24 protein-coding genes and 1 pseudogene are annotated in these 26,400 nt (G+C 68.8%); 10 read left to right on the forward strand and 15 right to left on the reverse strand.

The window, feature by feature from the left end; genetic code table 11:
• Positions 1-20 precede the first annotated feature (20 nt).
• Positions 21-833 carry a helix-turn-helix transcriptional regulator gene (locus HUT18_RS10195; protein WP_176099739.1) on the forward strand — a complete coding sequence of 271 codons (813 nt, stop codon included), beginning with the start codon at positions 21-23 and terminating at the stop codon, positions 831-833.
• On the forward strand, positions 809-1,015 hold the full coding sequence (locus HUT18_RS10200) for a DUF397 domain-containing protein (protein ID WP_176099740.1): 207 nt from the start codon (positions 809-811) through the stop codon (positions 1,013-1,015). Before HUT18_RS10195 ends, HUT18_RS10200 begins: the two co-directional genes overlap by 25 nt.
• A 77-nt stretch (positions 1,016-1,092) precedes the next feature.
• On the opposite strand, the gene HUT18_RS10205 is transcribed toward HUT18_RS10200, so the two are convergent.
• The 8 genes from HUT18_RS10205 to HUT18_RS10240 form a co-directional block, all read right to left on the reverse strand.
• Positions 1,093-2,607 (reverse strand): alkaline phosphatase family protein, encoded by a 1,515-nt coding sequence (locus HUT18_RS10205; protein ID WP_176099742.1) that lies wholly within the window; start codon positions 2,605-2,607, stop codon positions 1,093-1,095.
• 32 nt (positions 2,608-2,639) lie between these two features.
• On the reverse strand, positions 2,640-3,551 hold the full coding sequence (locus tag HUT18_RS10210) for an alkaline phosphatase family protein (protein WP_254878516.1): 912 nt from the start codon (positions 3,549-3,551) through the stop codon (positions 2,640-2,642).
• 361 nt (positions 3,552-3,912) lie between these two features.
• Entirely contained in the window at positions 3,913-5,004 is a 1,092-nt protein-coding gene (locus tag HUT18_RS10215) for a 2-aminoethylphosphonate ABC transporter substrate-binding protein (protein WP_176099746.1), read from the reverse strand.
• Positions 5,005-5,142: 138 nt separating this feature from the next.
• Complete coding sequence (locus HUT18_RS10220) at positions 5,143-5,940, reverse strand: ABC transporter permease (RefSeq protein ID WP_176099748.1); 798 nt, start codon at positions 5,938-5,940, stop codon at positions 5,143-5,145.
• Complete coding sequence (locus HUT18_RS10225; protein ID WP_254878967.1) at positions 5,927-6,742, reverse strand: 2-aminoethylphosphonate ABC transporter permease subunit; 816 nt, start codon at positions 6,740-6,742, stop codon at positions 5,927-5,929. The genes HUT18_RS10220 and HUT18_RS10225 overlap by 14 nt, the downstream gene beginning before the upstream one ends.
• A 103-nt stretch (positions 6,743-6,845) precedes the next feature.
• Positions 6,846-8,006 (reverse strand): ABC transporter ATP-binding protein, encoded by a 1,161-nt coding sequence (locus HUT18_RS10230; protein WP_176099751.1) that lies wholly within the window; start codon positions 8,004-8,006, stop codon positions 6,846-6,848.
• A complete protein-coding gene (locus tag HUT18_RS10235) occupies positions 8,003-8,755 on the reverse strand; it encodes a phosphonatase-like hydrolase (RefSeq protein WP_303246537.1) in 753 nt (250 codons plus the stop codon). Before HUT18_RS10235 ends, HUT18_RS10230 begins: the two co-directional genes overlap by 4 nt.
• A 5-nt stretch (positions 8,756-8,760) precedes the next feature.
• Positions 8,761-9,882, reverse strand: coding sequence for a TIGR03364 family FAD-dependent oxidoreductase (locus HUT18_RS10240; RefSeq protein ID WP_176099753.1), 1,122 nt, complete (start codon positions 9,880-9,882; stop codon positions 8,761-8,763).
• A gap of 637 nt (positions 9,883-10,519) precedes the next feature.
• On the opposite strand from HUT18_RS10240, the gene HUT18_RS10245 reads away from it, so the two are divergent.
• Complete coding sequence (locus HUT18_RS10245; protein WP_176099755.1) at positions 10,520-11,044, forward strand: DUF2690 domain-containing protein; 525 nt, start codon at positions 10,520-10,522, stop codon at positions 11,042-11,044.
• A gap of 130 nt (positions 11,045-11,174) precedes the next feature.
• On the opposite strand, the gene HUT18_RS10250 is transcribed toward HUT18_RS10245, so the two are convergent.
• Both HUT18_RS10250 and HUT18_RS33645 read right to left on the reverse strand, forming a co-directional pair.
• Entirely contained in the window at positions 11,175-11,945 is a 771-nt protein-coding gene (locus HUT18_RS10250; protein ID WP_176099756.1) for a GntR family transcriptional regulator, read from the reverse strand.
• A gap of 73 nt (positions 11,946-12,018) precedes the next feature.
• Positions 12,019-15,210 (reverse strand): SpoIIE family protein phosphatase, encoded by a 3,192-nt coding sequence (locus tag HUT18_RS33645; RefSeq protein WP_254878968.1) that lies wholly within the window; start codon positions 15,208-15,210, stop codon positions 12,019-12,021.
• A gap of 90 nt (positions 15,211-15,300) precedes the next feature.
• Between HUT18_RS33645 and HUT18_RS33650 the strand changes: the two genes are divergently transcribed.
• Complete coding sequence (locus tag HUT18_RS33650; protein WP_254878517.1) at positions 15,301-15,471, forward strand: hypothetical protein; 171 nt, start codon at positions 15,301-15,303, stop codon at positions 15,469-15,471.
• A gap of 5 nt (positions 15,472-15,476) precedes the next feature.
• Here HUT18_RS33650 and HUT18_RS10270 read toward each other — a convergent pair whose 3' ends face one another.
• Positions 15,477-16,400: a hypothetical protein gene (locus HUT18_RS10270; RefSeq protein WP_176099758.1), complete on the reverse strand. Its 924-nt coding sequence runs from the start codon at positions 16,398-16,400 to the stop codon at positions 15,477-15,479.
• 221 nt (positions 16,401-16,621) lie between these two features.
• Here HUT18_RS10270 and HUT18_RS10275 point away from each other — a divergent pair, with 221 nt between their 5' ends.
• The gene (locus HUT18_RS10275; protein ID WP_176099760.1) at positions 16,622-17,713 is read left to right on the forward strand and encodes a Gfo/Idh/MocA family oxidoreductase; all 1,092 of its coding nucleotides are present in this window, start codon (positions 16,622-16,624) and stop codon (positions 17,711-17,713) included.
• A gap of 361 nt (positions 17,714-18,074) precedes the next feature.
• On the opposite strand, the pseudogene HUT18_RS10280 reads toward HUT18_RS10275, so the two are convergent.
• Together HUT18_RS10280 and HUT18_RS10285 are read right to left on the reverse strand one after the other, a co-directional pair.
• A pseudogene (locus HUT18_RS10280) lies at positions 18,075-18,803 on the reverse strand (YidC/Oxa1 family membrane protein insertase); the annotation flags it as partial.
• 352 nt (positions 18,804-19,155) lie between these two features.
• The gene (locus HUT18_RS10285) at positions 19,156-19,524 is read right to left on the reverse strand and encodes a DUF6412 domain-containing protein (protein WP_254878518.1); all 369 of its coding nucleotides are present in this window, start codon (positions 19,522-19,524) and stop codon (positions 19,156-19,158) included.
• A gap of 286 nt (positions 19,525-19,810) precedes the next feature.
• On the opposite strand from HUT18_RS10285, the gene HUT18_RS10290 reads away from it, so the two are divergent.
• From HUT18_RS10290 to HUT18_RS10305, 4 genes are all read left to right on the forward strand, one after another.
• A complete protein-coding gene (locus HUT18_RS10290; RefSeq protein WP_176099762.1) occupies positions 19,811-20,830 on the forward strand; it encodes an SEC-C metal-binding domain-containing protein in 1,020 nt (339 codons plus the stop codon).
• 217 nt (positions 20,831-21,047) lie between these two features.
• The gene (locus HUT18_RS10295) at positions 21,048-22,049 is read left to right on the forward strand and encodes a NaeI family type II restriction endonuclease (protein WP_368661515.1); all 1,002 of its coding nucleotides are present in this window, start codon (positions 21,048-21,050) and stop codon (positions 22,047-22,049) included.
• 69 nt (positions 22,050-22,118) lie between these two features.
• Positions 22,119-22,913: an NgoMIV family type II restriction endonuclease gene (locus tag HUT18_RS10300; RefSeq protein WP_176099764.1), complete on the forward strand. Its 795-nt coding sequence runs from the start codon at positions 22,119-22,121 to the stop codon at positions 22,911-22,913.
• 153 nt (positions 22,914-23,066) lie between these two features.
• The gene (locus HUT18_RS10305) at positions 23,067-23,516 is read left to right on the forward strand and encodes a very short patch repair endonuclease (RefSeq protein WP_303246577.1); all 450 of its coding nucleotides are present in this window, start codon (positions 23,067-23,069) and stop codon (positions 23,514-23,516) included.
• Here HUT18_RS10305 and HUT18_RS10310 read toward each other — a convergent pair whose 3' ends face one another.
• Complete coding sequence (locus HUT18_RS10310; protein WP_176099765.1) at positions 23,517-24,707, reverse strand: DNA cytosine methyltransferase; 1,191 nt, start codon at positions 24,705-24,707, stop codon at positions 23,517-23,519.
• A gap of 460 nt (positions 24,708-25,167) precedes the next feature.
• On the opposite strand from HUT18_RS10310, the gene HUT18_RS33655 reads away from it, so the two are divergent.
• The gene (locus tag HUT18_RS33655) at positions 25,168-25,638 is read left to right on the forward strand and encodes an HNH endonuclease (protein ID WP_254878969.1); all 471 of its coding nucleotides are present in this window, start codon (positions 25,168-25,170) and stop codon (positions 25,636-25,638) included.
• On the opposite strand, the gene HUT18_RS10320 is transcribed toward HUT18_RS33655, so the two are convergent.
• Positions 25,611-26,249 carry an ATP-binding protein gene (locus HUT18_RS10320; RefSeq protein WP_176099769.1) on the reverse strand — a complete coding sequence of 213 codons (639 nt, stop codon included), beginning with the start codon at positions 26,247-26,249 and terminating at the stop codon, positions 25,611-25,613. The two genes, HUT18_RS33655 and HUT18_RS10320, sit on opposite strands and share 28 nt — an antisense overlap.
• Between the last annotated feature and the right edge of the window lie 151 nt (positions 26,250-26,400).

Raw genomic sequence — 26,400 nt, forward strand, 5'->3', positions numbered from 1 at the left:
CAAAGGAACTTGACCCGACCGTGAGCGTGGCCCACCTGCTCGGCGCCAAGGTGCGCAAGCTCAGGGAGGCGGCCGGACTGACCCAGAAGGATCTCGGCGACTGCGTACACGTGTCGCACACCCGTATCGCGAAGATCGAACTGGCTACGGACCCACCCGGCCAGACGCTGACTGCGGACTTGGACGAAGGCCTCAACGGAGGTGGGAGTCTGGTGGAGTTGTGGCCGCACATCGCGCAGAGTCCGTACCCGAACTTCTCCCAGAAGTACATCGAGTTGCAGGCGAAGGCGTCGGTGATCCACCAGTTCACCCAGGAGGTGCCGGGACTCCTGCAAACGCCGAGGTACGCCACCGCGCAGCTCAAAGCCGGTCAGGTGTACGGAGATTGGGACCTCGAAGCCACGGTCGCCGCGCGGCTGGACCGACAGGTGATTCTCGCTCGTGAGACTCCGCCGTGGATGTGGGTGATCCTCGACGAGGCGGCCCTGTACCGGCAGGTCGGCGGGCCGGACGTCATGTCGGAACAGCTTGAGCATCTATGCAAGCTCAGCGCCGAGGACCGCATGACCATCAGGGTCTGCCCCCGGAAGAAGGTCGACCCGGCAGCCATGAGTGGCTCCATGACCATCCTGACCATGCCGGACGGTACGCGTGTTGCGTACCTGGAAGGCATCAACTCCGGCTCATTGAGCGACACTCCGGACGATGTCACCCGCCACGCGGTCGTCTACGATCGCCTCCAGGCGAACGCGCTGACGCCCGAAGCGTCCCTGGCATTGATCAGCAAGGTTGTGGAGGAAGAGTACTCATGCCCACCGAGCGACCGGATCTGATCGCCTGCACTTGGCGCAAGAGCAGCTACAGCAACGCCTCCGGCGGCGACTGCGTCGAGGTGGCGGACGGCTTCACCACCGTGCCTGTCCGCGACAGCAAGCAGAACAGTGGCCCGGTGATGGTGTTCGGCGCCGAGGGCTGGACGTCCTTCATAGGCGCCGTCAAGACCGGGCGGCTCTGACTTACCGGCAAGTTCCGACTTGGGCGCCGCCCCGCGTGATCCAATGCGAGGCGGCGCCCTTGTTCACAGTCGCGCGCTCAGCCGGACGTAACAGAGACCTGGTCGACGACCCAGTACCAGTTGTTGCCGCCGGTGTAGCGGAAGCGGACGCGCACCCTGCTCGCGCCGGAGGGAACCGCGAGGGCGATCCTCTCCACCCGCGAGGACACGTCGCCGGTGTAGGCCTTCACCAGCTGCGGGGCCCCGTCGTCGTAGGAGACCAGGACCTCGCCGCGCTGCGGGGCCTCCTGGCGGTAGAACGTGGTGTACGTGAGGGTGGCCTGCCTGCCGCCGGTGACCGGGTAGGCGGGGCTGACCAGGGTGGAGTCGAAGGTGCCGGTGAGGGCCTTGTCGTACCACTCGTCGCCGTCGGCGACCGCGAAGACGCCTCGGGCCCGGATGTTGCACTCGCGGTTCTGGTCGCGCTGCGCCTTGGTCCAGAACTCGTCGGTGGTGAAGCTCCAGCCCCGCCACTCGGTGACCCCGCCGCCGCCCATCTTCGTGTTGTCGACCGACCATCCCGCGGGCGGAGTGTGGGTGAAGCCGAGGACGGAGGGGTCGATGTGGGTCTCGTCCACGCGCGGCTGGAGCTTGTCGCGCAGCGCGTCGAAGTCGTCCGGACGCGGCTGCTGCACCGGGCGGCCGTCCAGGCCCCAGGCCGGGTCGATCGGGACGCCGAGGTGGGCGAGGGCGGTCGCGGCCACGTCGGGCATCTTGACGTCGTGCCGGACCGAACCCGCGGCGAGGGTGCCGCCGGAGGCGATCAGGAAGGTCTGGCGCTCGGCCCAGGAGGAGCCGCCGTGGCCCCCGCCGTCGGTGTGCCCGTGGTCGGCGGTGATCATGATCAGCCAGTCCTCGGTGCCGTACGTGGCACGGGACTTGACGGCGTCGAGGATGCGGCCGACCTGGGCGTCGGCTCCGGCGAGGGCGTCCAGGTAGGCCTGGCTGGCCGCGCCGGACGCGTGACCGGCGTGGTCCACGTTGTCCAGGTGGACGAAGACCGCGTCCGGGTTGGTGGTGGCCAGCTTCTCCACCGCGCGCGTCGTGGTGCCCTCGTCGTACTCGGCCTCCGGGGTGGAGATCCGGGTGTCGGCCTTCGCGGAGACGATGATGTCGGTGATCGGGTTCCAGGAGCAGATGGCCAGGGTGCCGAGGGCGGGCCTGACGTTCTCGATACGGGTGAGGAAGTCCGGGTACGCCGCCAACTGGTGGCCGGTGAAGTCGTTGTTGAGGACCTTGTGCTTGTCGGGCCAGACACCCGTCAGGATCGTCGACCAGCCGGGGCCGGAGGAGGTGGGCGCGAGCGGGTTGGCGTAGATGCTGCTGGGCGCGGTGAGCCCGGCGGCCATCAGGCCCTTCAGAGCGGGGGCGTTGGCGTCCTTGATACGGCGGAGCAGGGCGCCGTCGATGCCGATGACCAGCACCTTGGGCGTTCTGGCCGCGGCCTTGGCGGCGGTGGTGAGCGGTCCGGCGGCGGTGGCGAGGGCGGCCGCGCCGAGGAGCAGGGAGCGGCGGGACACGGACGCGCGGGAGGCACGGAATACGGGGGACATGGCGGTCACTTGGGTCCTTGTCTGGTGGGTGGTCAGGCGAGGGGCTTGCCGTCGAGGTCCCAGGCGGCGTCGACCGGGATACCGAGGTGGGTCAGGGCGATGACGGCCACGTCGGGCATCCGTACGTCGTCACGGGTGGAGCCCGCCGCGATGCCGCCGCCGGAAGCGATCAGGAAGGTCTCGCGCTCGGGCGCGCTGGTGCCGCCGTGGCCGCCGCCGTCGGTGTGGCCGTGGTCGGTGGTGATCAGGATCAGCCAGTCCTCCTCGCCGTACGTGGCACGGGACTTGACTGCGTCGAGGATGCGGCCGATCTGCCCGTCCACGCCGTGGATGGCGTCCAGGTAGGCCTGGCTGGCGGCGCCGGAGTCGTGCCCGGCGTGGTCCACGTTGTCCAGGTGGACGAAGACCGCGTCCGGGTTGGTGGTGGAGAGCTTGTCCACCGCCGACTTCGTGGTGCCCTCGTCGTACTCGGCCTCCGGGGTGGGGATCTCGGTGTCGGCCCTGGCGATGATCTTGTTGGGGATCGGGTTCCAGGAGCAGACGGCGAGCGTGCCGAGGGCGGGCTTGGTCTTCTCGATCCGGGTGAGGAAGTCCGGGTACTTCTTGAGCTGGTGGCCGGTGATGTCGTTGTTCAGCACCCGGTGCTTGGCGGGCCACACACCGGTGAGCAGGGTCGACCAGCCCGGCCCCGACAGGGTCGGCGCGGGCGAGTCGGCGGGCATGCTGCTGGGCGCGGTGAGCCCGGCGGCCATCAGGCCCTTCAGGGCGGGGGCGTCGGCGTCCTTGATACGGCCGAGCAGAGTGCCGTCGATGCCGATCAAGAGGACCTTCGGGGTCTTGCCCTCGGCGCCGCGTGCGGTGGTGGCGACGAAGGGGAGGACAGCGGCGGTGGCGGCGGCAGCGGCGGCGCCGGTCAGCAGCCTGCGGCGGGAAAGAGTGGACACGCGTTTCTCCAACAGTGGGGGTCTGGCGGGGCGTTGTGCGCGGTTCGGTCCGGGGCGGCACTGTTCGCAGCAGGCCGCGTGCGCCCGACTCCCGTGGGCTCGTGCGGAGTTGGGCGGCCCGTGTCGTGTTCTGCCTATCGAGGATCCGGACTCCGGTCCAGACTCGTTACGCATTCGCGATAATGCCGGGCGGGATTCACGTGACCCATGTCTCCCGGTGAAGACTTGGGGAACGGGGCACGAAAGCTGCGTACCGCCCGGGTGAGGGCATGGCGAAGAGCGGGACGGCCGGTGCTCCGCCGTCCCGCTCTGCCCGTAACTTCCCTCCCCTACCGCCCGGTTGGCGCCGGAGGGGTCAACTTCAGCTGCCCGTCGCCGACTTCCAGCCGTCGACGTACTCGCTGAGGTTCTCGTCGATGTCCTTCCAGTCCGGCTCGAAGACCTTGACGCCCTTCATCACGGCCTTCAGGCCCTGGGCGTTCTTGTCCGCGGCCACGATGTCGCCACGGGCCGCGAAGCCGCCGCCGACCGAGCTGACCTGGGACTGGGCGGCGCGGCTGAGCATGAAGTCGAGCAGCTTCTTGCCGTTCTCGGTGTGCGGGGCGCCCTTGACCAGACCGGCCGCGTAGGGAAGCGCGAAGGTGGTGGGCCTGCCGCCCTCCCGGGCCGGGAACCAGATGCCGAGGTTGGGCATGGACTTGGACTGCGCGAAGTTCATCTGGACATCGCCGTTGGCGACGTGCAGTTCGCCCTTGTCGACCTTGGGCGCGAGCTTGCTGGTGGACGAGGACGGGCCCACGTTGTTCTTCTGCAGCTTGCCCAGGTACTCCAGGGCGGGCTCCTCGCCGCCGAAGTCGTTCATCGCCTTGATCAGTACGGCGGTTCCGTCACCGGCGATGCCCGGGGTGGAGTACTGGAGCTTGTTCTTGTAGCGGGAGTCGAGCAGTTCCTCCCAGGTCTTCGGGGGGTTCTTCAGCTCCTTCTTGTTGTAGATGAAGCCGAAGTAGTTGTTCACCACCGAAGTCCACTTGCCGTCGGGGGACTTGTCGGCGGTCGAGACCTGCTCGGAGCCCTTGGGCCTGTACGCGGTGAGCAGCCCCTTGCCGTCCGCCTGCTGGATGAACGGGGGCAGCGTGACGAGTACGTCGGCCTGGGTGTTGCGCTTCTCGCGGACGGCGCGCTGCACCATCTCGCCGGAACCGCCCTCCACGTAGTTGACCTTGATACCGGTCTCCTTGGTGAAGTCCTTGAAGACCTGGTCGTACCAGCCGTCGCCCTTCTCGCCCTTGAGGCCGTCGGCGCTGTAGACGGTGACGGCCTTCTCGTCGGAGGCGGCCGAGCCCGCGTCGCAGGCGGACAGGGAAGCGGTCAGGGCGAGGCCGCAGCCGGTCGCGGCGAGGACCTTGAGGTGACGGGAGCGGTACAGGGAGCGGGACTTCGAAATGACGGACATGACGGGGTCGTCTCCTGGCTGAACTGAGGTGAGGGAGCGGTGAGATGGGGTGTGGGGGCGGTGAGCCGGGGTGTGGAGGGTTCAGCGTGGGGGTGCGGGGAGCGGGGCCGGGTTCCGCGGCCCGGGCCGGTTACCGGATCAGCGGTACGTGGCCCGGTTGCGGATGCGCGACATGGCGAACAGGACGAGCAGGGTGGCCGCCATGAGGACGACCGCGAGCGCGGAGCCGGTGAACAGCGCGCCCCGGTCGGTGGCCGTGTAGATCTGCACGGGAAGCGGCACCCAGCCGGGCGGGTACAGCATCATCGTGGCGCTGAGCTCGCCCATCGACAGGGCGAAGCACAGCCCCGCGGCCGCGTTCAACGAGGGCAGCAGCAGCGGGAGTTTGACGCGCAGCAGGACGTACGCCGGACGGGCGCCGAGCGAGGCGGCGGCCTGTTCGTAGGCGGGGTCCAGGCGGGCGAGGGCGGCGGTCACCGACTGGTGGGCGAAGGCGGTGACCAGGATGGTGTGGGCGACGATGACGATCCAGCGGGTGCCGTTGAGCAGGAACGGCGGCTGCGAGAACGCGACGAGCACGGCGAGCCCGACCACCACCGAGGGCACCGCGAGCGGCAGCAGGAACAGGGCGTCCATCACGCGGCGCCCGCGCTTGCCGAGCGCGTGCGCGGACAGTGCCGACCAGGTGCCCACGAGCAGCGCGAGCAGGCTCGCGGTGAGCGCGGTGACCAGGCTGGTGGTGAGCGCCTCCAGGGACGAACCCCGGGTCGCCGCACTGTAGTTGGCGGTGGTGAAGCCCGAGGGCAGCACGCTGGACCAGTTGGTCGAGAAGGAGGCCGCGAGGATCACGCCGAGGGGCAGCGCGAACAGCGGCACGAACAGGACGAAGAAGAGCAGGCGGGCCGCCCACCTTCCGCCGCGGCTATGCACCAACACGTCGGCTCACCACCCGGTAGAGGCCGTAGAGGCCCACGGAGATCGCGATGTTGACGACGGCGACCACACAGGCGCCCGGATAGTCGGACTCCAGGATCGCCTTGCCGTAGACGAGGGTCGGCAGGGTGGTGACGCCCTTGGCGCCGGTGAACAGCACGATGCCGAACTCGTTGAGGCACATGACCAGGACCAGGCTGCCGCCCGCGGCGAGCGCGGGCAGGGCCTCCGGCAGGATCACCTGCCGGATGATCCGCGCGGGCCGGGCCCCCAGCGAGGAGGCCACCTCCAGCTGCGCGGTCTCGATCTGCGAGAAGGCCGCGAGCAGCGGACGCACCACGAACGGCGTGAAGTACGTGATCTCCGCGAGCAGCACGCCCCACGGCGTGGTCAGGAACTGGAAGGGCCCGTCCGCCGCGCCGGTCACATCCGTCCACATCCCGTTGGCCATGCCGACCGTGCCGTAGATGAACAGCAGGGCCAGGGTGACCAGGAAGGACGGGAAGGACAGGAAGACGTCGATGAACTTGGCGAGCGCCCGCCCGCCGGGCATCGGCACGAAGGCGATGATCAGCGCGAGCACGAAGCCGAGGACCAGACAGCCCGCGGTGGCCGCGAGCGCCAGCCACACCGTGGTGAACAGCGCCTCGCGGAAGGCCTCGGAGGCGAAGACCTCGGTGTACGGAGCGAGCGAGGTGCCGCCCTCGTCGGGCTGGAAGGACTGCTTGACGACGAGGTACAGCGGATAGAGGAAGACCACGCCGAGCGCGGCGACCGGTGGCAGCGCCCAGAGCCAACTCGGCATCTTGGCGGGCGCCTTGGCCGGGCGGGGGCCGGGGTTGCCCCCGGCCGCTCCCGCCTCCGGGGAGCCCTCGGCCGCCCCGGTTCCCTCGCTCTTCAGGGCGAGCTCAGCCATCCGCGCTCCCCGGGCCTGCCGAACTGCCGCTACCGGCAGCCGACTTGGCGAGCGCGGGAGCGGCGGCGGCCGCCGGCCCGGCGGCGGCACGGCCGCCTTCCGGGCCGGCGACACCCGCGCCGAGCAGTACCGCGTCCTCGGCGGCGAAGTGCACGAGCAGGTCGTGACCGATCTCCGGCGGGGTACGCAACTCCCGTATGTCCGCCTTGAGTTCGTGACCCGCGACGTCGATGTGCAGACGGTGGGTGGCACCGCGCCACTGCACCTCGGTGACCGTGCCGCGCAGGGCGTTGGGGCCCTCGCCGATGCCGACCAGGTGCGGCCGGATGCACAGGGTGGCCCCGGCTCCTGCGCCCGCGTTCCCGGTCGCGACCTCGATCCGGTTGCCGTCGAACTCGACGCCGCCCGCGTCCCTGACCGTCACCGGCAGCAGGTTCGCGTTGCCCACGAAGGACGCGGTGAACTCGGTGCGCGGGGAGCGGTACAGCTCCTGCGGGGTGCCGACGTCCCGGAGGCGGGCCTTGTCCATGACGGCGATCCGGTCGGCCAGGGTGAGCGCCTCGACCTGGTCGTGGGTCACGTACAGGATCGAGACGTCCGGCAACTCCCGGTGCAGCCGGGCGAGTTCGCCGAGCATCTCGGAGCGCAGCCGGGCGTCGAGCGCGGACAGCGGCTCGTCGAGGAGCAGCACGTTCGGCCGGATGGCCAGCGCGCGGGCGATGGCCACCCGCTGCTGCTGGCCACCGGACAGCTCCCGCGGGTAGCGTCTGGCGTAGTCGGCCATCCCGGTCAGCTCCAGGGCCTCGGCGACCCGGCCGGGTATCTCCCGGCGGGGCGCCTTCTGCGCCTTGAGCCCGAAGGCGACGTTCTGGTCGACGCGCAGGTGCGGGAAGAGCGCGTACTGCTGCACGACCATGCCGATACCGCGCCGGTAGGGCGGCAGATCGGTGACGTCCTGTCCACCGATCCACACCCTGCCCGCCGCCGGGCGCACGAACCCGGCGACCGCGCGCAGCGCCGTCGTCTTGCCGGAGCCCGAGGGCCCGAGCAGCGCCATGACCTCACCGGGCTCGACGGTCAGGTCGAGGGTGTCCAGGACGGTGGCGCTGCCGTAGGCGACCGAGACCCCCTCGAAGCGGATACCGCTGCTCATGCCGGAGCCCCGTCGGGTCCGGCGAGCCGGTCGAAGAGAGCGGGCAACTCGGCGACGGAGCCGAGGACTTGGGTGGCACCGGCCGCCCGCAGCGCGTCCTCCTGGTGGGCCCCGGTGAGCACCCCGGCGACCACAGCGGCACCGGCGCGCCGCCCGCTGAGCATGTCGTAGGAGGTGTCACCGGCGACGGCGACCTGGTGCACGCCCTCGGCGGCCTTGGTGCGCAGGAAGGCGTCCAGGACCATGTCCGGGTACGGGCGGCCGCGGCCACCCGCGTCCGCCGGGCAGAGGGTGAGCTCCACCAGGTCCTGCCAGCCGAGCGCGTTCAGGATGGCGTCCTGGGTGGGCCGGGCGAAGCCGGTGGTCAGCACCACCGTGCGGCCGGACTCCTTGAGCGCCTCGATGGTCTCGCGGGCGCCCGGGATCGGGGCGATGTGCCCGGCGTCGACCTGCTCGCCGTAGGCCTGCTCGAAGGCCTTGTTCGCGAGCTGCGCCCGCTCCTCGTCCCCGAACAGATGCCGGAAGACGGAGATCTTGGACTCGCCCATGGTGGCGCGGACGTGCGCCAGCTTGTGGGCGTGGTCCTCCGAGCCCGGCTCGACGCCGAGGCGGGCGGCTGCGGTGGAGAACGCCTGCTCCACCAGACCGCCGTCGGCGACCGTGGTGCCCGCCATGTCGAGCACCACGAGCCGGATGTCGTGGACAGCGGCGCCCGGGGTCGCCGTGCCGTGAAGGTTGTTCGTGCTCACTGTTGTCACCAGCCCAGTTCGTCGGCGGTCTGCTCGGCGATGGCGGGTGAGCAGGTCATGCCGCGCCCACCGGGCCCGGTGACCAGCCACGCGCCCTCGCGTACCTGCTCGCGGTGCACCACCCGGCCGGTCTCGGTGCACTGTGCGTACACCCCGGCCCAGCGGTGCCTGATCTTCGGCAGCGGCCGCCCGAGAAGGCGCTCGGCCACCTGCTTGACGTGCTCGTACGGCTCCTCGACCACGTCGAAGTTGAACGGGTGCTCGTACTCGTGGGTGTCGCCGATGGTCAGCCCGCCGCCCTGGCGCTGCACCACGAGGAGCTGCATCTTGTGCGCGGCGGCGATCCCGGGCTGCGGCTGCTCGGCGTTGAGGGCGTCCAGGGAACCGCCCGCGTACGCCGGGTAGTAGCGGAAGCTGTCCGCGTCGGCGACCGAGGTGGTGAGCGTCTCGCCCAGCGGCTCGGTCTGCATCATCTGCAACCGCACGCGGCGCACCGGCAGTTCGGGCGCCAGCTCGCGGACCAGACCGCCGAGCCAGGCGCCGGTGCACAGCACCACACTGTCGCCACGGTGCACGTCGCCGTGGTCGTCACGGACCGCGTTCTCACCGACGACCTCGCGGACCTCGCGCCCGCCGAGGAAGGTGTAGCGCCCCGACTTCGCCAGCTCCGCGCGCAGGGCGCGCTGTGCGGTGCGCGGCTCGACCTGCGCGTCGCGCTCGCAGTACAGGGCACCGAGGAGCTCGCCGCGCAGCGCCGGGTTCAGGGCCCGGGTCTCGTCGGCACTGAGGAACTTGTGCCCGCGCGCCGCGGCCTCGGGCCGGGTCAGGACCTCCTCGGCCACGGCCAGCTCGCGCTCGGTGCACACCGGGGTCAGCGAGCCACTGGCACGGAACCCGAGGTCCGGCACCCGGCCCCCGATCCCCTCCCAGAGCTCGCGGGCACGCAGGGCCACCTCGAGTTCCTCGCCCGCGGCACGACCGCCGACCCAGACGAGACCGAAGTTGCGCAACGAGGCCCCGCGGGCCTCCGCCTCACGCTCGATCTGTACGACCTCGTGGCCGCGTTCCACTGCATGCCAGGCGTGCATGGTCCCGACCACGCCGCCTCCAACAACTATGACTCTCACGGCCGCAACGCTCCTTGGAATATGTGGACTGAAGCCGTCCGCTCGGCGACCGGACGGTTAACTGGCCGCCAAACTTGGCCTAGACCCGTTACCTTAGCGTGACCAATTTGCGTAACCGGCGTCCTTTTTTGGGCAGTTGGGGAACTTTGCGCGGGCCCTGTGCGGCGGATCCGGCGATCACGAATGCATCACAGTCGACTCGGCGGGCCGGGATCGTCACGGCGAGTGCGGTCGGTGACACTTTGGCCGAAATTCTGACGCCGCTGCGTCATTTACCCGTCACACTGGGCCACAACTCGACAGCGGGTGCGGCCGGTTCCGCCAGCCCGCTGAAGTCGGCCGGTACGGCCCGGACGTTCGGCGGGAGCGCCCGGGGCACCGGCATCTGGAGGGAGTCATGACATCCCAGAACAACGGGGCACCTGAGCCGCTTGGCACTTCTGGCACTTCTGGCACTCCTGCCACTCCTGAGGCTGTGGCTGTTCCGGCCGCGAGCGGTACGGGTGGCGTGAGCGGTGCGGGTGGCGCGGCCGGTACGGGTGGTGCGACTGGTACAGGCACCGGAAGCGGGGACGCCGCCGGCAGCGGGAGCGGGAGCGGGAGTCGTAGGACCGCGAGTGAGTGGCTGCGGGATCAGATGAATCCGACGGCCTTCATCGGGGCGGCGTTGCTCGTGATCATCGGCGCGGTCGCCACCGCCTTCTTCACCGGCGTCTTCGAGGACGGTGGCGGTGCCGGTGGCGAGGAGGACAAGGGCCGGGCGGTCTCACCCTCGGATGCCGCCGGGTCCACCTCCGGGGAGTGCCGGGGCGCCTCCTGCCAGGGCAAGAGCGCCAACGACTACGGCTGCGCGGGCGATGCGAAGGTCCTCGCGCACGCGGAGAAGGGTGTGTACCTGGAACTCAAGTACAGCCCGGAGTGCGCGGCCGCCTGGGGCAAGATCACCCAGGGCAGGGTGGGCGACGTGGTGCGGATCGACCGGGGCGTGGGCAAGAGCGCCCAGGCCGTGATCACCTCCGGCTACGACAACCACACCACGATGATCCCGGCCGAGGGCGACTTCGCCCTGGAGGCCTGCGCCGAGCCGAACGACACGGACGGTACCGCGGACTGGGATCGCTTCTGCGTCAAGGCGACGGCTGCCGATGTGACCGGTAGATGAGGGTCAACTTCTCTGGCTCCGCGGGCTGTTGAGCGTTGCGTGCCCGTGGAGTCGTACAGCCGATGGCGCACTCGGCCCGAGGCAATCCGGCCTGGGCAACTCGGCCCAGGGCGACTCGGGCCGAGGCCGTTCAGCCCGACGTACCACTGCCGAGGCGAGTGGAGAACGAGAACCGGTCACCTCGGTAGAGGCTGCGTACCCGTTCCAGGGGGCGGCCCTCGGTGTCGCGCGAGACGCGGTGGATCAGCAGCATCGGCAGCGCGGGCGGGGTGCCGATGAGCAGGGCCTCGCGGGGTGTGGCGAGGACGGTCTCCAGGCGCTCGTCGGCGTCGCCGAACGCGATCCCGAGCCGCTCGTGCAGATACGAGTAGAAGGAGGAGTCCGGGTCGAAGTCGGTGTCGAGAGCGGGCACCCGCTCGGCCGCCACATAAGTCGATTCCAGGCCCATCCGTTCGTCGTCGGCGAGCAGCACACGCTCCATGTGCCACACCGGCTCCCCGACCCGCAGCCCGGTCTCGGCCGCCAGCGCGGCGTTGCACGGGAAGCGGTCGAGACCGATCAGGTTTCGCCCCGGCGCACGCCCCTGCCTGCGCACCCCCTCCGTATAGCTGACCAGCGAGAGGGGCTGCTCCAGCTTGGGTCCCGCGGCCACCGTGCCGCGTCCCTGCCGACGCAGCTTGCCCTCCAGGAGCAGGTCGCGCAGCGCCTGCCGGACGGTCTCCCGCGCTACCTCGTAGCGCAGGGCGAGGTCGCGCTCGGTCGGCAGGGTGTCCCCCTCTCCCAACTCCTCGACGAGCAGGGCGATTTGGGCCTTGACGGCGTAGTACTTGGGAATCCGGCCGTGCTCGGGGATGCCGGATCGTACGGGTGCGCCGGGGGCCTGGTCGTTCGGGTAGTCCACGGGAAGATCGTGTCAGACGTGCGGCCGTGGTCATGGCGCGGGCCGTCCGGCGGCCGTCGGTTGTCACCGCCGCTCAGGCCGGGGGGAGGTCCCCGGGGAGGTCCTGTTCGGCCCAGATGGTCTTGCCCTCGCGGTGGTGCCTGGTCCCCCACCGCTGGGTGAGCTGGGCGACCAGGAGCAGGCCGCGCCCGCCCTCGTCGAAGGTGCGGGCGCGGCGCAGATGCGGAGCCGTACTGCTGGTGTCGGACACCTCGCAGATGAGAGCGCGGTCGCGGATCAGCCGGAGCCGGATGGGCGGGTGGCCGTAGCGGATGGCGTTGGTGACCAGTTCGCTGACGACCAGTTCGGTGGTGAACACGGTGTCCTCCAGGCCCCATCGGACGAGCAGTTCGGAGGCGGACTTGCGGACCCCCGCCACGGCCGCCGGATCGTCGGGAACGTCCCAGGTGGCGATGTGCTGCGCGTCGAGCGACCGGGCACGCGCGAGCAGCAGGGCCACGTCGTCCTCGGGCCGGGCGGGGAGCAGGGTGTGCAGGATGGTGTCGCAGAGGGTGTCCAGGGGGACGGGGTGGGGCGGTCTGGCTTCAGCGGGGTGTCCCGGGGTGGCCTCTTCGGCGGGGTGTCCCGGGGTGGCCGGGGCGGGGGTGGCAGCGTCCGGTCCGGTGGCGCGGGCGTCCGGTCCCGTGGTGCGGGCGGAAGGTGTGGGTGAGGCCAACAAGCCGCGCAGAGTCTCCAGTTCGGCGTCGATGTCGCGGCCACGGGTCTCGATGAGGCCGTCGGTGTAGAGGGCCAGGAGGCTGCCCTCGGGCATGTCCACCTCGACGCACTCGAAGGGCAGGCCACCCACTCCCAGCGGTGGACCGGCAGGCAGCGACAGGATCTCGGCCGTGCCCGCGGGGCTCACCAGAACGGGCGGCGGATGCCCCGCACGCGCGAGCGCGCAGCGCCCGGAGACAGGGTCGTGGACGGCGATGAGGCAGGTGGCTCCGATCTCACCGGAGGCTCGCTCCAGGTCGGGGAATGTGCCCGGTGCGGTGCTGTCGGTGTCGGCGTTGCTGTCGGTGTAGGCGTCGGTCTCGGTGTTGCTGTCGGTGTCGGCGTCGCTGCCGGACTCGGTGTCGGTGTCGGACTCGGCGTCGCTGTCGCTGTCGGTTTCGTTCGCGGAGTTCGCTGCCCGGGAGTTCGCGGTGGGGCGCGAGTCGGTCGGTCCGAAGCCGGTGGGCCCCGAGTCGGTCGGCCGGGGGCTGCTGGTCGCGGTGCCGCTCTCCTCGGAGACCGTGGCGCGTGCCCTGTCGCCCGCGTCGCGTACCGCCTCGGTGCTCAGGCGCAGGACGACGTCGTCGAGGTGGGTGAGCAGTTCGTCGGGCGGCAGGTCGATGTCGGCGAGGGTGCGCAGGGCCGCGCGGAGCCTGCCCATGGTGAACGAGGCGTGGATCCCGTGCCCCACCACGTCCCCGACCACCAGGGCGACCCGGGCCCCGGACAGCGGGATCACGTCGAACCAGTCGCCGCCCACTCCGGCCACCGCGGGCTGATAGCGGTACGCGACGTCGACGGCGCTCTGCTCGGGCGGTACACGTGGCAGCAGACTGCGATGCAGAGTGATCGCCATGCTGTGCTCACGGGTGTAGCGGCGGGCGTTGTCCATACAGACCGCCGCCCTGGCCACCAGTTCGTCGGCCATCGCCAGGTCGTCCTCGTCGAAGGGCTCGGCACCCTCCCCGCGATACAGCACCGCCCTCCCCATCACGGTGCCGCGCGTCCGCAGCGGGACGGTGACACGGGAGTGGAACCCCAGCGCTTCGAGCCGCCGGGCTTCGTCGGCCTCCGCCGCGTCACCGGTGCGTTCCTCGGTGAGGGGTGCTTCGACGGCGGGTTCTCGGGCGGCGGGTTCTCGCGCTGCCGGTTCCCGGGTGGCGGGTTCTTGCACTGCCGGTTCCCGGGTGGCGGGTTCTTGAGCTGCGAGGTCTTGGGCGGCAGGTTCCTCGACGGCGGGTTCTTCGACTTCCTCGACGGCGGGCTCTTCGACGCCGGGCTCTACGGCGATGCGTTCCTCGCCACGTCGCCCCGCACCATGGACGCCGACCTGTGTGCCGGGCGGCCGGAGGGGATGTTCGGCGCGGGGGGACGCCACGGCGGTGCGCCGCAGGCGCCGTTCCCCGCCGGTGGCCTCCTCGCCGTGCAGGACCGGCTCGGCCAGGTCGACGGCGACCAGGTCGGCGAGGTGCGGGACGATCGCGTCGGCCAGTTCCTGAGCGGTACGGGACACGTCCAGGGTGGTGCCGATGCTCATACCCGCCGCGTACAGCACGTCGAGACGGCGGCGGGCGGCGAGCACACGTCCGGCGAGCGCCCTGAGTTCGGTGGTGTCCCGGAAGGTCGCGACGGTGCCCGCCGCTTCCCGGTGGCGCGCGAGGGGCCGCTGGTTGACGGCGAGCCGCCGGTCCCCCGCCGTGTGTACCGCGTCCGTGACCTCACGGCCCGAGACGAGCAGCTCGGTGAGAGGCGCGTCGAGACCCAGTTCCGCGACCTCGCACCCCGCTGCCTCGCCGGGCAGCCCGAGCAGCCGGTGCGCCTCGTCGTTGGCGAGCAGCAGCCGCCGGTTCGCGCCGACGATCAGCACTCCCTCCTTGACCGAGTGCAGCACCGCGTCGTTGTGCTCGTACAGCCGGGTGATCTCGGCCGGTCCGAGGCCACGGGTCTGGCGCAGCAGCCGTCTGCCGAGCAGCCAGGTCGCCCCGGTACTGACCACGACGGCGACCGCCGTGCCCGCGAGGACGCCCGGCAACTGGTCGGCGACCATACCGCTGACCCGTTCGGTGGTGACCCCGGCGGCCACGGCCCCGACCACCCGCCCGCTCGTGTCGCGTACGGGGACGGTGGCACGCACCTGCGATCCGAGGCTGCCTCGGCTGAACCGCTCGGTCGTGGTCCGCCCGGCCAGTACGCGCTCCAGGTCGCTGCTGAACCGCTTGCCGATCTGCGCGGGATCGGGATGGGTGACGCGGATGCCCTCGCGGTCCGCGACGACGATGAAGTCCATCCCGGTGTTCTTCCTGGTGATCTCGGTACGCGGCTGCAGCACCCGGGTGGGGTCCGGCGACCGCAGGGCCTCGGCCGTGCCAGGGGCGTGCGCGAAGCTCTCGGCCACACCGAGGGACCGCCGCTCGGCGTCCCGGTAGGCCTCCCGCTGGTCCCGCAGCGACAGGGCGAAGAGGGCCGCCGCGGCGAGCAGCAGCACCAGGACCAGTACGAAGAGGAACATCTGTCCCACGACCGTGTGCACGCTGAACACGGACCGGGGCCGCACCGGCCCGTCACGCCACGCACGCCGCCCGTCACGAGGACCGACGCGGTGACTGTCGCGGTGACTGTCGCCATGGCCGTTGCGGCGACCATCGTGATGACCGTCGCGGCGACCGCCGTGATCTCCGTCGCGATGACCGTTGCGGCGGAGGTTGCGGCGGCCTCGCGGCGACCCCCGGCCGTCGGCCCTGTCGACCGAGGCGCCGGATCGCCGCTTTGATCCCCTCATGCCCTCTTTCTACCCATGGGGCCTGCCGACGCGCCTGTCGTCGTCGTCCCCGTCCCCGTCCCCGTTCCCGTCGCCGTTCGGTCGAGCGGGGCGACGGACCGGCGAAACCGCCCGCCCCTGTCGGCCCGGTACAGCAGCACCGTTCCGGCGAGGAGGAGTACGACCCCCGCCCCGGCCGTCCCGGGAAGGTGACGGGACCCCGTACGGGCCAGTCCGCCCTGCCGGTCCGGGGCCACGGGTTCGAGGCCGCCGCCGGGCCGACGCGGATCAAGTCGCCGCTCGTGGCCCGGAGTCGAGTCGGCCGAGGGCTCCGCCCGCTCCGCTTCCCGGCCGTCGGCGGGGCGCACGGCGAAACGGTACGAGCCGGACTGGCCCAGCCAGTCACCGTCGCCCCCTCGGCGTCGTACGACCGTCGTGGCGGCGGTCACCTCGTCCGCCGGTACGCCGGCGCCGAAGCCGAGCCGGACCCGGACCCCGGCCCGCTGCCCGCCCTCCAGCCGGAAGCCGTCGAAGCCCGGTGCCGCGAGCACGGCGATGTTCTCGTCCCGGTCGGTGTGCTCCACCTGGGCCGGACGCCACCGCCGACCGTCGTGGAACTCCAAGTGCACGTCCCCGGGCCGCAGTTGCCGAGCATCGTCGACCAGGACGAGCAGCGGATGCAGCGCCTGACAGGCGGAACCGGTGACATTGCGCAGCTCGATCGTCCAGGACCGCGGCGCGGCCCCCGCACGGTAGGACGCGGGACCGTCGAGCATCCGCGTACGTACGGGGAAATCGTCACCTCGGCTCGAACAGCCGGCGGCGGGGAGAGCCGCCTCGGGGAAGGCGGTCGCGTGCCGTACGGCGGCTACGGAACCGGACGCCGCGTACGCCTCGGATCCCGCGCCCGAGAGGGCGGCGCAGGTGACCAGGGAGAGCATGGTCCCAGCGAAGGCGAGACGGACCAGGCCGGGGCGCACGGGCCCGGGATGAGCGGGCCCGAGATGAGTGACTCCAGGACGGTTCGGGTGGGGCGGTCGCATGCCATGTCCGTCCCGCGTCCCGGCGTACGCCACACGCGAACCCCTCCGATCGGCGGCGTGATTCCGCCCGATCAGCGGTCCGCCACCGACGCCCCGGCGCCCGTACCTAAGCTGCTGTCATGACTGCGACTGGTACTGGTACTCCTCCCCTCCGCGTCGGTCTCGTCGGGTACGGCCTGGCGGGCTCCGTGTTCCACGCTCCGTTGATCGGTGCGAGCGAGGACCTCGTCCTCGACACCGTGGTCACCTCGAACCCGGACCGGCAGGAGCAGGCGCGTGCCGCGTTCGGGCAGGTGCGGTGTGCCGCGAGCGCCGACGAGCTGTGGACGCGCGCCGGTGAACTCGACCTGGTGGTCGTCGCCTCCCCGAACAAGACCCATGTCGCGATCGCCAGGGCCGCGCTCGAAGCAGGCCTGCCGGTCGTGGTCGACAAGCCGCTCGCGGGCACGGCACGGGAGGCACGCGAACTCGCCGCCCTCGCCGAGGAACGCGGCCTGCTGCTCTCGGTCTTCCAGAACCGGCGCTGGGACAACGATTTCCTCACCCTGCGCAAACTGCTCGCAAAGGACGAACTCGGCGACGTATGGCGCTTCGAGTCCCGGTTCGAACGCTGGCGTCCGCGCCCCAAGGGCGGCTGGCGCGAGTCCGGCGACCCGGGCGAGATCGGCGGGCTCCTCTACGACCTCGGCAGCCATGTGGTCGACCAGGCGCTGACGCTCTTCGGCCCGGTCGAGTCCGTCTACGCGGAGTCGCTGGTGCGCAGGCCGGGCGCGGAGGCCGACGACGACACCTTCTTCGCGCTCACCCACACCAACGGCGTCCGCTCGCACCTGTGGGTGAGCGCGACCACGCCCCAGCTCGGCCCGCGCTTCCGGGTCCTCGGCTCACACGCGGGCTACGTCAAGTACGGACTCGACCCCCAGGAAGCGGCCCTGCGCGAGGGCCTGCGCCCCGACTCGGAGGCCGACTGGGGCGCCGAGCCCGAGGCCCTGTGGGGCAGGGTCGGCGCGGGCGAATCCCCGCTGACCGGTGGCGGCAGGCCCGAGCCGACCCTCAACGGCGACTACCCCGCGTACTACACGGCGGTCGCAGCCGCCCTGCGCGGCACGGGCCCCAACCCGGTGACCGCCCTGGAGGCGGCCCGGGCCCTGGACGTCCTGGAGGCGGCGCGCCGCTCGGCCCGGGAGGGCGTGACCGTGCGGCTTGCGTGAGGGGCACGCCCCCCCACCTGTTGAGGAGTGAAGCTGGGGGTTGAGGGCTGGGGGCTGGGGCTTACGGCTGTGGCTGCGGTTGGGGCTTCTTCTTGCCCTGCTGTTGCGGTTGCGGTTGCGGCTTCTGGTTCTGCTGTTTCTTCTGCTGCTGCTTCTGCTTCTGTCGCGGCTTCTGCTGCGACTGGGGCTGGGGCTTTGGATTCCGGTTCGGATTCTGCTTCGGATTCTGCTTCGGCTGTTGCTTCGGCCTCGGCTTCGGCCGGGACTTCGGCTGTGCCGTATCGATGTTGCCGGTGTCCGAGTCGGGGGTGCTGTCGGGAGTGCTGTTGCCGGAGGTGCTGTCGTCCGTGGCCCGGGTGGTGTCGCGGTAGAGGACGGCCCGTTCGATGGCGCTCCAGGTCGTACTGGTGACGACGTAGAGCGCGGCGGCGAGCGGTACGACGGCGACGGTGACCAAGGTCAGGAAGGACATCAGCGGCATCACCTTGGTCATCGCGCCGAACCCGGGAATCGCCTGCCCGTCCGCATCGCGGGGCATGCTGCTCCCGGCGGCCGCCATGGTCCGCTTGGTCCGGCGGTACGAGAAGGTCGCCACGGACGCCACCAGGACGAAGAGCCCGAGATAGACGAGCCCGTGCGGGCCGAAGAGGCCACCGTCCCCGAGCGCGTCGTGCCACCGTCCGCCCAGCGGGACACCGAGCAGTGTGTGGCGAAGCAGGTCGTTGGGCTCGCCACCGATGCTGCCGCTGGAGAACAGGTGGTAGAGGAGGAAGAAGGCGGGCAACTGCAGCAGACTCGGCAGACACCCGGCGAACGGCGACACCTTCGCCTCGCCGTACAGCGCCATCGTCGCCTTCTGCAGCGCCGCCGGATCGTCCTTGTGCTTCTTGCGCAACGCGGCCACCTGCGGCCCGAGCGCCGTACGTGCCCGCTGCCCACGGGCCGCCGCGAGCGACAACGGCAGTACGAGCAGCCGTACGAAAGCGGTGAACAGCACGATCGCCGCGGCGGTCGCGGAGGCGTGGAACAACGGATCGAGCACGTCGGCGAGCCGCCCGACGAGATCGGCGAACAGGGACATGAACGGCATGGGTGGAGCCCTCCGGGCAGGGTGCGATCGCGAGGCGAGCGATGCGATGCGAATGCGAGCGATGCGGGGTCGGATATCTGCGTGCCGCGCCGTCGCGAGATCCGGGCCGAGGCTGGTCAGGACCGAAGGCCCGAAGAGCAAGCGTCAGCATGGATTCCGGGACGGTTCCGCACATGGCGCACCCAAAGGAAGACAGGTCACGGGAGACCTGAAAGGGAGCCCTGAGCCCGCATGGACATGGGCGTGCCCCTGGGCATGACCCTGGATCTGGATCTGGTGGAGCTGGATCTGTTGGATCTAGATCTGGATGTTGGGTGCGCGGAAGCGGAAGGTGGCCGACCGTCGCCGTTCGTCAGGCGGCGGCCGTCACCAGGGAGCGGCCGCCCGGAGCACGGGGCCTGCGGCGACCGCGGGCATCCGGATCGCGTTGCGAGAGGAAGGCGGTACGCATCGCGCGGTCTCTGAGCGCGGTACGGACACGTGCGCGAGGCACGGCGGGCGCGCTGCGTGCGGCGTGCACCGCACAGAGCACCAGGGCGGAACCGACGGCCGCGGTGGCGGCCAGGGCCACGGCGGCGGTGAGCATGCCCGACTCGACGAGCAGCACATCGGAGAGGACGAGCACCAACACGGCGAACAGCCGCCGCAGGTACGCCAGCCCGCGCGCGGGCACCGAGTAAGCCGGTCCGGACCGGGAGGCGGAAACGCGTCCGGTACTCACCAGACGACCTCCCCTCCACTCGCCGCAGAACGCGGCATACGAACAACTCATCCTGTTATACCGGACAGGGCCGACACCGCGATCCCCCCAGAGGAGGAGACGGCCAAGGGGGAGACAGCGAGAGGAGAACACGGCCAGACAGCGCGAGGAAGGTACGGGCACGGACACGGCCGGAGGAGGACACGGCCAGAGGCGCGCCACCGCACGGAGCGTCCCTCCATGCCACGCTCCTCACACTCCCGGCACTGTTCGGTTCGCCTCGGCGTGACCGCAGTAACGTGTCCGCATGCGCCCCGACACGTCAGCAGATTCTGTCGACCACATCGCCGAAGCCGAACGCCTGGAGCGCACTGCCGGGCTCTACCCAGAAGACGCGGAACAGCTCCTGTTGCAGGCGGCTGCCCACCTGGAACTCGCGGGTGCCCGGGAACGGGCGAGCAAGCTGTACGACCTCCTGCTCGCGGCGTCGCCCGCGGTGCCGCTGGAGCGTCCCGACCTGGTCAAGGCCCTGAAGGCGGCCAACCTGTGGGAGTACGGCCACGAGGCCGAGGCCCGCGCGAACCTGGACGGGGTGCGGCTGGCGGCGCCCCGTGCGGCGGCGCCCTGGGTGATCGCGGCGGAGGCGTACGAGGCGCACGACGACCTGGAGGCGGCGCACCAGACCTTCAGCGAGGGCGCCCAGCGACTGCTCTCGGCCGAGCCGCCCGCCGAGAAGGACCTCCAGCCGCTGCTCGTGGGACGGCACCGGGTGCGCAGGCTGATGGGCTCCGAACACGACGAGTGGGACCGACTGGCGCAGGAGCGCCACGCTGGCCCGGTCCCCCTGGACGAACTGCACGACCCGAAGCGCATCTGGTCCCTGGGCTCGAACAACCCCGAGGAACTCCAGGCCGAAATCTCCCGCCTCCACGCCGAACTCGGCGCCTACCGCGCGGCCTTGTCCCGCCCCTTCCCGGTAGCGGTCCTCCACTGGCCGGCCGACGAACTCTCCGAACTCACCGACTCGTACCCGACCCTGGCCGACGAATACCCCTCCCACGAGGCCCACTTGGCCGCCATAGAGTCGGCCCTCCGCGAACTGGCCGCCTCGGGCACGCAGAACATCGGCATCGTCTCGGCGACGGTCCCGTCGTACGAAGCCTTCGCGGCTTCGGAGGGGGCTTCGCCTGCGGATACGGAGCTGTTGCCGCTGTATGCGACGACGTTGGCGGCACGGGGGCGGGCGGTGGCTTGGCCGCCGACGTCGACGGAGGATTGCTGGTGTGGGTCTGGGCGGGCTTATGGGGAGTGCCACGGGGTGATCTGACCGGCTACGCATTTCGCCGGTGCAGTTTCCAGCACTCTGATTTATGCCAACTCCGAGCCCTGTCGATTGCGGAGATCTCACGGAAGCGGCAACTCCACTGAATGTGAGACCTACAGGCGGGGTCTGAAGTATGCCGCCACATAGCCTTCGGAAAACTCACTTCACAACCAAAGCCCGCTGAAGTGTCACTTACACCACACGCCGAGGAGACACAATCGTGCGCGAGGAACAAGAGATGCTCCCCGAATTACGGGACCTCTCGGCCGCCAACCACATCGCCACAACCGGAGAAGGAGAGGACTCCGAGTTAACAATTGTTGCAGAACGAATTCTGAGCTTGGATCCGCACGGCGATCGGTTCGCCGCCGTCCTGAGAGACACCATAGATCAACTTTTGAATGGAGAAGTAACGGGCCGCTACGACTGGAAGGATCTTTTCAAGACCGAGAGAACTCACGCCGGGACCCTCGTCGAAATAAATCTACAACGAGAGTTTCGCAGAAGCGATGAGTTCCTGGACGGCACGAAGATGGATTACCGAATCGCCGGCATCGAGGTGGACTGCAAGTACTCTCAGAAATTTGGGTCGTGGATGATCCCCCCGGAAGCCATGGGCCACCTTTGCCTGCTCGTATGGGCAGATGACTATAAATCCCAGTGGAGTGCCGGCCTCATGCGCATCAGAGATGAGTGGCTGAACCCTGGAAGTAATCGCGACATGAAGCTCACCGTCAAGGCCGAGCACCGTAACAAAGCAATATGGCTCTGGCGTAACGCTCCCCTCCCCGAGAACACGCTACTTCACATGGACCCCGAAGATCGCAGCCTAGTGTTCTCTCACCCATCAGGCCAAGCGCGCCTCAATGAACTATTTCGCCGGGCCCAGAACCGCAGAATCGGCCGGAATGTGGTGAGAACCGTAGCCCAACAGAAGGACTACATGAAGAGGGTTCGCGGAAACGGCGGCGCCCGTTCGCGGCTCCGTGACGAGGGAATCATCATTATGGGTGACTACGAGAGTCACAGGAAGGTAGCCCGGGCACTCAACCTTCCTGTACCGCTTGAGGGGCAGTTTGTCAGCACTCGGGTTGTGCGGGCCAATCCGACGCACGCCGAATCGGCAGTAGCGCTGATCGATGGAGAGTACTGGACGGTCGCTACACACGGCGACCCGAAAGAGTGCGCCCCAGTCCTGCCGGAAACAAAAAAGTCGCCGTAAATTTCTCGATGAGCCCAACCAGACCCTACGGGTCGATTAAATCTAGATTCTGCACTCAAGGGAAGAACGTTGACAGCACCCGTTTGGCTGCACCCTCTCTTCGCCTGGAAGAATTCCAGCAATAAGAAGGTACTGGAGGCTTGCGGAAAGGCGTTTGCACCGAATATTGCTGACGTTGACAACAAGCGAAGCCTACTTATCGCGAGATCTGTTTTTGACGACCTCCAGGTGACTCGCCTTATTAACGCGAACTCCAGTGAAGCGAAGGAAGAGAATAGGGGTACCGCACTTGAGAACGCCGTGACCGAAGAGATTGAAGCTCAGCTTTCACTCAAGGCCCCTCACACCTCTTACAACGTGGCCCGCGGCGTGGACGTTTGGACCTACGAGCAGTACAAACACCTTTCCGAGCTCCGCAAAATCTTGTCCGACACCCCCAGCCTGAGAGTCACCCTCGGGACCGACTATCAGATCACTCCTGACATCACTGTAGGGATCGGCATTCCGGGAAATCCTCTCCACGCAGTAATCTCCTGCAAATGGACACTGCGTTCTGACCGCGCTCAAAATATCCGGCATGAATTCAACTTGCTTGTCCGGTCACGTCGAGGGCGCGCCCCCCATCTGGTTGCCGTCACTGCCGAGCCACTCCCAAGCCGACTTGCTTCACTCACGCGCGGCACAGGGGAAATCGACAGCGTGTACCACGTGGCCTTCAATGAGATGCAGAAGGCCGTAACGGCCCATGGATCAATCCGTCACAATCGGAACGTGCCATCACAATTGGAGTACTGGCAGGAAATGACTGAACAGAACCGTTTGAGAGACTTCAACGATCTAGTCAGTGATCTATTGAGATACTGATCGCAGCGTCACTCCAGAACTCTCAGGCGATGCTCACCTTCCACCGCTGCCATCCGACCTCGTGAGCGCCGCTCAAGCGGGTTGGCTATAGGCCGCCGCTCCTGGTAGACGGTAGGTGTGAACGAGCAACGCGACGCAGCCGACCAACACTGGATTCCGCCTGCCGGCTCATGGGCTTCCTCAGCCGGCCGTAGGCGGAACATGCAGGCGATCCGGAGCCGAGATACAAAACCGGAGCGGCTAGTTCGCAGCCTGCTGCACGCCCAGGGATTGCGATACCGGGTCGCCGCCCAGCCTCTCCGCAATCTGCGACGCACAGCGGACATCGTCTTCCGTCCTGCGGAAGTCGCTGTTTTCATTGACGGGTGCTACTGGCACGGCTGCCCCGAGCACTACGTGCCACCGAGGACCAACGAGGGGTATTGGTCAGCGAAGGTCGAGCGCAACATGGCCAGGGATCGGGATACTGACAGCAAGCTCAAGGCAGCTGGCTGGCTGGTCCTGCGGTTTTGGGAGCACGAGGCTCCGGAGGAATGCGCCCTTCGCATCGCTGCCGAAGTAAGCAAACGACGCCCACCGAGCCCCGGCCGAGGAAATCGCTGACTACGCCGGTTCTCGGCCAAGCTCCCGGTGAGCTCGCAGCACCTCAGCGATTGACTGCCCGACTGCTTCTGCGACCGGCGGCGGGAAGGCGTTACCTACTTGCCGATACCTCGCAGTCTTCCCTCCGGAGAAAACCCAATCAGAGGGAAATCCCTGGATGATGGCCGCCTGCGCCACCGTGAGCATCGGGCCGTCTTCCCCGAAAAGATCACGACCTTCAGTTTCTTTCTTGGCACACACATCGGGGTCGTTTGCCACGCCCATGCCGGAGATACCGAGATGCTTCCATGCCGCCTTGGCGCGACTCGGACCGAGATCCGCGCCGCCATGCTTCTTGGAACCACCAACAAGGGTCGGAGCGACTCCTCCACCCTTGCCGTGCAATTCGCTGTCGCGTCGCTTCGCCGTCTCCAGCCAACGCTCGTAGCCGCGCCGAGCCTGTTCCGCGTATGCACCTTCGAAGTAGGGCTCAAACCTGGCGAGCATGCTCGGCTGCAGCGCCTCCGCCACGCTGACAGGCTGGTCGGTTGTGACTGTGGGCCATTCATATTTGAGGTCCTTTAGGACATCTTCACGAAACGCCACCAGAATTGCGCGCGGCCTCAGTTGAGGGGTTCCGAAGTCACTGGCCTCAAGTACATCCCATTCGCAGACCTTGTACCCCATGCCCGGCTCGGTGCGCATGCTGCCGTCCTGGTCCCGGTACCGGCCGCCTTGCAGCATCGCTTCGATCCAGTCCCGGTAGTCAGCAAACTTCGGATCTTTGATGCCCCGGACGTTTTCGATCATTACTGCGCGAGGTTTTAGCTGATCCACCAACTCAAGCATGCGGGGAAACAGGTCACGTTCGTCGTCCCGCCCCAGCTGCTTGCCGGCATGAGAGAACGGAGGACAAGGAACCCCGCCAGCTAGCAGGTCCAGGTCGCGTTCCTTCAGCCCAAGGCCTGCCTTGGTCAAATCCCGGTATGGCTCGAAGTCCTTGACGTCCTTCAGCAGAACGTCACAGTTCTTCGACTCCCAGGACCAACTGCCCTGCGACTCGAGATTCGCAACGAGCGTCGCGTGTGCGTGTGGATCCAGTTCAACCAACGCCAGGTGCCCGAACCCCGCCCGGTGCAGCCCGATGGCCTGGCCTCCTGCGCCAGCGCAGATCTCGATCGACGTGAACTCCCGCCCAGTACTACTGGTCATGCACCCTCCTTCCATATGTGCTCCGCCGACGCCACACGGCACCAGCAACTACAGAGGGTGACACTCCCCACTGACAACAAGACAACCGCAAGTCTGCGCCATGGCGGCCGTCTCGACTGACGCCACCCGCGGACCCACGGACACTCATACGATATGGCCTGTGGCGAGAACCCCTTGGACCAGGGACGAACTGCTGCTGGCCTGCGCCCTCGTGATGGAGAACGACTGGCGTGAGCTCCGGCAGCACGACGTCCGCACACTCGAGCTTTCCGATCTTCTGCGTTCGCTTCCGCTCCACTCGGCCGTGGACAGAGCTGACCCCAGATTCCGCTCGCCGAACAGCGTCAGCAGGAAGACCACAGACATCGCCACAGCCGTGCCGGGCTATACCGGTGCGCGGACGAAGGGCGGAGAGCTCACCCGCCAAGTGGTGCAGGACTTCTGGGATGCCCCCGCAGCCATGCGGGCCTTGTCGGAAGCTCTCCGCGCCAGCATTGGATCTGGTGAACTCCACCTCATACCCTCTCAGCCCGATGAGCGAGAGGAGGAACCCGGCGCCACTGCCAGAGAAGGACGCCTTCTGACTCGCCTGGCGCTCTACCGGGAGCGGGATCCCAGACTCCGTCGGCGAAAGCTCGAACAAATCAGGCGCCTGAGAGCCGCGTTCCGCTGCGAAGTATGTGAGTTCGACTTCGCCCAGGCCTTCGGCGCCCTGGGCGCTGGTTACATCGAGGTGCACCACGTGACGCCTCTCCATATTGCCGGGCCCTCCGAAACTCATCTGCACGACCTCGCCCTGCTCTGTGCCAACTGCCACCGCATGTGCCACAGAAGCTTCAACGGGGAATCCTGGCGTACCCCAGCGGCACTGCGAGCCCTCATCGCGACTGCGGGGCAGAATCCTCACGCGGCACCGGTCTCCGCTTCGTAGCGCATCTGTGCCTTGTCCAGGGCTTCGTCGAGGTCCGCCCCTTGCGCCGCAAGCCAGTGAAGAAGGTCCGTGATCACATCCGATGCAAGGCTGTGAAGTACCACTCCCGCCGACCGGGACACGGCTGGCTCCGCCCGCGCTCCTTCTCCGTAGGTGTCCAACAGCGCGGCCGCGCGCAGGACTTGGCGTGGCACGCAGTTCGCAGGGAGAGCCAGTTCGCACCAGACTGACTTGCCGCCCTGGGTGAGCCTTGCGCCCCACCGGTCGCACAGCGCCGAGATCAGGTGCAGCCCCCGGCCCGCTTCTTCCCGCTGGTCTCCGGCGTCCCCTGTCCGGACAGGAAGAGCGCTGGCCGTGTCATGCACTTCAACACGGAGCTGATGTCCGTGCAGTTCGAGTACCACGGCGGCAGAAGCACCCTCGCCGACGTGCCGCACGACATTGGTCGCGAGCTCGGTGACGACAACTTCCGCCTCAGCCACGACGACGGTTGCTCCCCAGTCGCCGAGCACAGTTCGCACTGCCCTCCGCAGGGCAGCCATCTGGACGGGCAGAGCCGCGAACGGGAGGACGCAACGCAGTGGTCGGTGCACGTCGGTTTGCAACCGCATGAAAGGCCCCCTTCGACAGACAGGATTGACACGCCACGCACAGCAGACGTGACGCTGTGTTGCCAAACCGAGTATGGCACGAGAATTCCCTCTGTGTAACTTCTCATAATGAACCCAACCCGTTCCGGTGAAGCAGAGGCCGAGTGCGCCC

Source organism: Streptomyces sp. NA04227 (genome assembly GCF_013364195.1).
Lineage (GTDB): Bacteria > Actinomycetota > Actinomycetes > Streptomycetales > Streptomycetaceae > Streptomyces.